The organism is Phaeovulum sp., from assembly GCF_041596715.1.
Taxonomy (GTDB): domain Bacteria; phylum Pseudomonadota; class Alphaproteobacteria; order Rhodobacterales; family Rhodobacteraceae; genus UBA6213.
In genome coordinates this window covers 1-5626 of record NZ_JBFHIA010000200.1, presented here as the reverse complement: position 1 = coordinate 5626, position 5626 = coordinate 1, and the positions used below count along the sequence as shown (strand labels likewise).

The window sequence follows — 5626 nt, the reverse complement described above, 5'->3', positions numbered from 1 at the left end:
GAAGCCCGATACCTTCGAATGCTTCATGCCGATGCACAAAAGACGCGTCGTCATAGCCGAGTGTCGCGGGACCGATGCGGTAGTGGCGCGCCAACCCCCTTGCGCTTTGCGACAGATCAATCTGCGCCGGGGCTCCGTTCAGCAACACCACCGTGCTGCCAGTGGGCCAGACGTCGGGCGTGACCGCGTCACTTCCCGCCTGCCCGCGTAACCGCTCGCTGATTTCCCAAACGCCAGGCTCGATGATCTCGGCACGCGCGAACTGCAAGACCTCCCAGTTTCCAGAGGTGCCATCGCCTATCGCCATCAGGTTTGCACCGTCCAGCATACGCGCGCGCGATACAGACTCGAGCGCGCCTCCCGACAGCCGCAGCCGCAGCGGCGGGCCAAGATCGGGCACACCTGTTCGCGCCGAATAAAGCGGCGCAAGCGTAGCCCCCGTGATCGCCGCAGATACGATCGTGCGGTTCAATGCGTAGTCATCGTCGTCCAGCGCCGAATAAACCGCCACCGATCCGGGCCAAGGCCGCGCCGACACCGCCAGATACGGCGCGTGCGCAACCTCATCGCCCCCCAGCAACGGCAGATCAAGAAACACCGGAAAAACCGGAACCGGCGCCACGAACGCGCGCGGCACCGGTTCGTTCTCGGCTTCGTCCGATGATACATAGACCGCAGGTTCAACCCGCGTGGCCTCGATCTCTTGCGCCCCGGCCTGCTCTACGCGGTCAATACGAAACCTTCCTCGGGCCTCGTCTGAATCAAACTCTACGATGTCGCCCGCGCCGACATCCGCGTGCGATGGCGGCAACGCAAACCGCAATGTGTCGCGCGCGATCCGCGCCTCGGCAAGCCAACGCTCCACCGCGCGGCGTCCCTCGGACTGGGTCATCGCCAGTGAAACTTCGGTTTGTGCCGCTGCACCAGAGGTTTCGTCAGGAAAAATCGCCTCAACCGCGCGCGTCTCATAATCGCCGTCCGCCTCGACATAGTTCAGCCGAACTCGTCCTGCGGTTTCGGCGCGGGCAAGTCGCACCGCCTGCAACCTCGGGTTTTCGCCGATCACGAGCTTTTCGGCGTCGATCCGTTTGTCCACTGCGCCATCACGCATACGGAAAACGATCAGACCATCCCGCTCGATCGCTTCGAAGCCATAGGCGAGCATCAATGGTTGCAACGCCGCCCGACCGGTCTCGCCGCCATCCACCCGAAACCCACGCACAACGCCGTGAAGCTGCGAGACATCGAAATCTTCCAGCCCTTGGCTTTCGCAGATTTCTGCCACCACATTCGCAAGGGGCTGTGCGGTCACACGCCCGGTAATCCAATGGCCACGCGCGTAGTTGGCGCCGTCCGACCAGACATCACTCCTTGCAGGAAACTGCGGATAAGGGCGCGCATCCCATGCCCAAACATGCGCGCGTGCAGTATCGACCATTCGTCCGTCGTAGCTTTCTGCGGCAGGGTTGTTCGCCGGATCGCCCCAGAAATCGGCCATCGCGCGCAGATATTGCATCTGGATCAACTCATCCCGCCGCCCGTCCGAAAAATGGGGAAGCGCTGATTCAGAGCTTTTCGGGTCAAGAAACCTGTTGGGCTGGTTGCTACCTTTGTCCACTGCCGCACAGCCGAGTTCAGTAAACCAGATCGGTTTAGAGCTTGGAACCCACGCACTTGGGCTGGCCTGTCGCACACCACCGATGCGGTCGTGATGCGCGTTCTGCCACCAGCCGCGCAGGTCTTTGAAGCGCCAGACCCAAGGCTCGTCAGAGGCTTCGTCGGTAATTGGGGTGCGCAGTTGCGCCATGCGATGTTCGGGTGCCGCGTAGTACCAATCAAATCCCTCGCCGCCCGCGATATTCGCCTTCAGATAATCGATATTGTAGATCGAACCCCAGTCGGCATCAGCGTGGCCTTCGTCATCGCGCCAATCGGAAAGCGGCATGTAATTGTCGATACCGACAAAATCGATGTTCGCATCCGACCAGAGCGGATCGAGATTGAAAAAGACATCGCCATTGCCGGGATGATAGCCGAAATACTCGCTCCAATCAGCCGCATAGCCGATCTTGCAACTCGGCCCAAGCAACGCGCGCGCCTCTGCCGCAAGTGCGCGCAGTTCCGCCACGGCCGGAAACCCGCCCCCAGCCCCTCGCACGCGCGTCAGGCTCACGAGTTCCGAGCCGATACAGAACGCATCCACACCACCCGCCGCCTTGCAGAGTGCCGCATAATGCAACACGAAGCGGCGAAAAGACCATTCCACCGGCCCGGAATAGACAACCTCTGCTCCAGCAATCGAAAAATCGGCGGCTCGCGCGGCGCCGAAAAACGCGGCAACCTCGCCCTCTGCGGCAGCGGTGCCGTCGGCCGAACCTTCTTGCCCCGGCGCATGTGCAAGCGTGATGCGCCCACGCCACGGCAGCGCCGCTTGTTCGGCTCCGCCCCAAGGGTCACCGAGACCGTTTCCCGCCAGCTGATCCATCAGAATAAACGGATAGAAAACGACCGACTTTCCCGCCTCGTGCAGCGCCGTGATCGCTTCGATGACCGAAGCATCGGCGGCCGTGCCCCCATAGACAGGGCGGCCATCAAGCTGCGGCACAAGCTCGGCATCGCTTCGCGCAACACCACTCACCTGCCATGGCATTCCAACGCCGTCGAAGTTTCTGCTTTCAACTTTCGGGCGCAGGCGGCACTCCGCCGCGCGCAGATCATCGCCGAACCAGCTGACAACTAGCGAGACAGAACCACAATTCGGCAGTTCTTCCCGAAGATGCGTCAAAGAAACGCTGAAGTCCGTTTCGCCGCCGGGGCAATGCTGGTTGGCGGATACACTCTCGCCCAACCCGTAGTCGAAATGCACGCGCGACGTTGCCAGCGCGTATTCGCCGCTGCCCGGTATCAACGCCACCGCACGTATGCCACGCACTAGATCAGGCACATCGTCCAGAAACGCCCCCTGCGCCGGGCGCATCACTTCAAAGCTGAACTGCGGCACCCGGTTGCCAAACTCCGCCAGCGCAAGGTCTTCAAACACCACATAGGCAATACCGCGATACGCGGGTGCCATACCAATGCCCTCGACCGCCTCTATTTTCGGGTCGGCGACCTGCGTTTGCGAACCCGTATAGACGCGCATATTCAGCCTTTCAGCCGCAACTTCGATGCCATCTGCCCAGACCCGCCCAACGCGGGTAATCACTCCCTCGCACAGCGCAATCGCAAGGCTGACCGAATATGTGAACTCCGAGGATGCCGTCTTTGGCAGCCCCTTCCCACCGCTTCGCGTGACGGTTTCGGCAAAACGGCTGGCCCAGATCACTTGCCCAGACAGCCGCATTCTGCCCCAGATCCGCCCAACTGCGGCCCCCTCCGACGCGCCTGTGATACGAAAACGATCAATTCTACCAACTTCGACAGCCGAGGAACCCTGCCCCAGCAGGCGCTGGTCAATCACCCGTCCAACCGTCGCACCAACCGCCCGGCCGATGACCGCGCCCGAAAGGCCAAGCAGCGTTCCGCCAAACCCCGCACCGGCCGCGGCCCCGGCCGCCGCAAGCAAAATGGTTGCCATCAGATCGCTCCTTCAGGAAATCGAAAACGCGCCGCAATTCGGCGGCGCCACGGCGGGGAAAGCGGGCTTTCGACCACCCCGTGCCCACAATAGGCGTGAATGAAGGTGGGCGAGGCACCGATTGCGGCAATGATCCCCAGATGCTTTGCCACTGCGCCTGACCGCATACGAAACAGCGCCACATCACCCGGCTCGTCCGCGTCAAGCGCCGCAAGCTCCACCAGATGCCGCCGTGCTGCGCGCCAAAGCCGCTCATCACGCGCAGCCTCTGACCAATCCGCGCTATAGCGCGGCACCGGCTCGGGTTCGGTGCCACGGACCTCTCGCCACACGCCTCGCAATAGCCCAAGGCAATCCGTGCCCGCCCCCTTGCTTGAGCATTGGTGCAGATAGGGTGTTCCAAGCCAGCCACGCGCCGCCGCAACCACTTGCGCCCCAATCATTTCCACATGCTCGCGCCGTCGTTCAACCCGGCGCGCTGCGGGTAAGACGTCAACCAGTCCTCGCCGGGAATATGCGGAAAACCCCTGAAGTTTAGCGCGTTGTTGAACTTCAGGCGGCAAGTTTCAAACCGCCTGTCACACCCCGCCTCAAGCCGAATCGTGTCTCCAACCCCAACCGTTGCCCGAAGGGCCTGCCACAATTCCACTTGGCGCGCGCCGCCTGTCAGAAGGCGGTCGTTCTTTATCACCCCCGCCAGACCCGCTGCGGGCCCGTCAAGCACACGCAGCAGCCCCTTCTCGAACAGCCGATCGGCGAAACTGCCCAGGTCGACAAAGCTGAAAACCCGCGCGTCACTAACCGTCTCGGCACCAAGCTCTACCGAATAACCGGGGGCAGTCAGATCAACTTTGCAGCGCGCGTCACCTACCGTAGCCCCGCAACCCGTCTGATAAACCACGCTCGCCGCGCGCCCGAACGCCTCGGCCAATCCTCGCAATTCTGCTGTAAATGCGCCCTCGCCGCGCGTGATGTCGCCAATATGGCCGCGAAACTGCAATACGCGCTCTGCGGGGTTGGTGCAGTTGACCAGCCATATACGAACTTCCGCGCCATCAAAACGCCCTGCGGAAATATCTGCCTCGCAGATCGCATCAGACGAAAGCGCACCAACCGCCTCGGCGTTATCCACCGCCAACCCTGTCGATTGCGCAAGTGCGCTGGCTGTCATGCCGCTGCCGGGCTGAAAGGTGATGCCATCGAATACTAGGGCGCAATCGTGGTCGGTGAACCCAAGCAACACGCCGTCGCCACGCCTCACAGCCCAAGCGCGGCAAATGGTGGTGGCACCGCTCTGTAAATGCGCCTTCAAACCTTGGGGAAACGCCATCAGATCCGCACCTCTACCACTGGCACCTGCGGCAAATCACCCGCCTGAAACGACGCGACAGACACAAGAATCCGGTCCGTATCGAACCGCACCGGCACATCGAACTCGAACCCCGCCGTCACCAGCGCCCCCTCGGGCGGGGCTGCCTCAAAGCGCACGACCCCCGTTTCTAGATCGACCGAAAAATCAACCGCCTCTGCCCGGTGATGCCCCTGCACGCCAACCTGAACCGTGCCAAGCACCGGCTTGCAGATCGGTCGCGCATAGCCAACGCCACCCGAACTGTAGGTCTTTTGCAACTGAAACGCCTTGCGCACACCGTCCCCCGCGCCCAGCACCTGATCGTCATAGGCAACCGCGCGCGAGGCCGGGCAGGATTTGTAATCCGCCCAGTCCTTCCAGCGAAAGCCGTGCAACTGCCCCTGTCGCGCCTCGAAAAACGCCAGCAGCGCCTCGACGTCATCCAAGCTGCGCAGCCCGACCCCTGCGTCGTAATGGCGGCGCGAATGGGCCCAAGGGGTGTTGCGCTCTTCAAATCCGTTGGCAAGCGCCACGATTTCGGTGCGCCGCTCCGGGCCCCCGACCGATCCGAAACTCAGATTGGCAGGAAAGCGGATCTCGTGAAAAGCCATGCGCGCCTCCTCAGCGGTTGCGTTCGCCGCGCGCCAAAACGCGGCTCAATTGTGCCGCGATCTGGGCTTGGCTGCGGGCAAACCCGG

At 62.4% G+C, this 5626-nt stretch carries 4 protein-coding genes; all 4 read right to left on the bottom strand.

Translation table 11 applies throughout. The annotated features are described in order from the left end of the window. Window positions 1-3577: glycoside hydrolase/phage tail family protein (locus ABY403_RS12670; RefSeq protein ID WP_372841187.1), on the bottom strand; the 3577-nt coding region annotated here is incomplete at its 3' end. Further along, window positions 3577-4020 carry a peptidase gene (locus tag ABY403_RS12665; protein WP_372841186.1) on the bottom strand — a complete coding sequence of 148 codons (444 nt, stop codon included), beginning with the start codon at window positions 4018-4020 and terminating at the stop codon, window positions 3577-3579. The genes ABY403_RS12665 and ABY403_RS12670, both read right to left, overlap by 1 nt. Beyond that, the gene (locus ABY403_RS12660; RefSeq protein ID WP_372841185.1) at window positions 4017-4907 is read right to left on the bottom strand and encodes a DUF2163 domain-containing protein; all 891 of its coding nucleotides are present in this window, start codon (window positions 4905-4907) and stop codon (window positions 4017-4019) included. Before ABY403_RS12660 ends, ABY403_RS12665 begins: the two co-directional genes overlap by 4 nt. Beyond that, window positions 4907-5539 (bottom strand): TIGR02217 family protein, encoded by a 633-nt coding sequence (locus tag ABY403_RS12655; protein ID WP_372841184.1) that lies wholly within the window; start codon window positions 5537-5539, stop codon window positions 4907-4909. The genes ABY403_RS12660 and ABY403_RS12655 overlap by 1 nt, the downstream gene beginning before the upstream one ends. Window positions 5540-5626 lie beyond the last annotated feature (87 nt).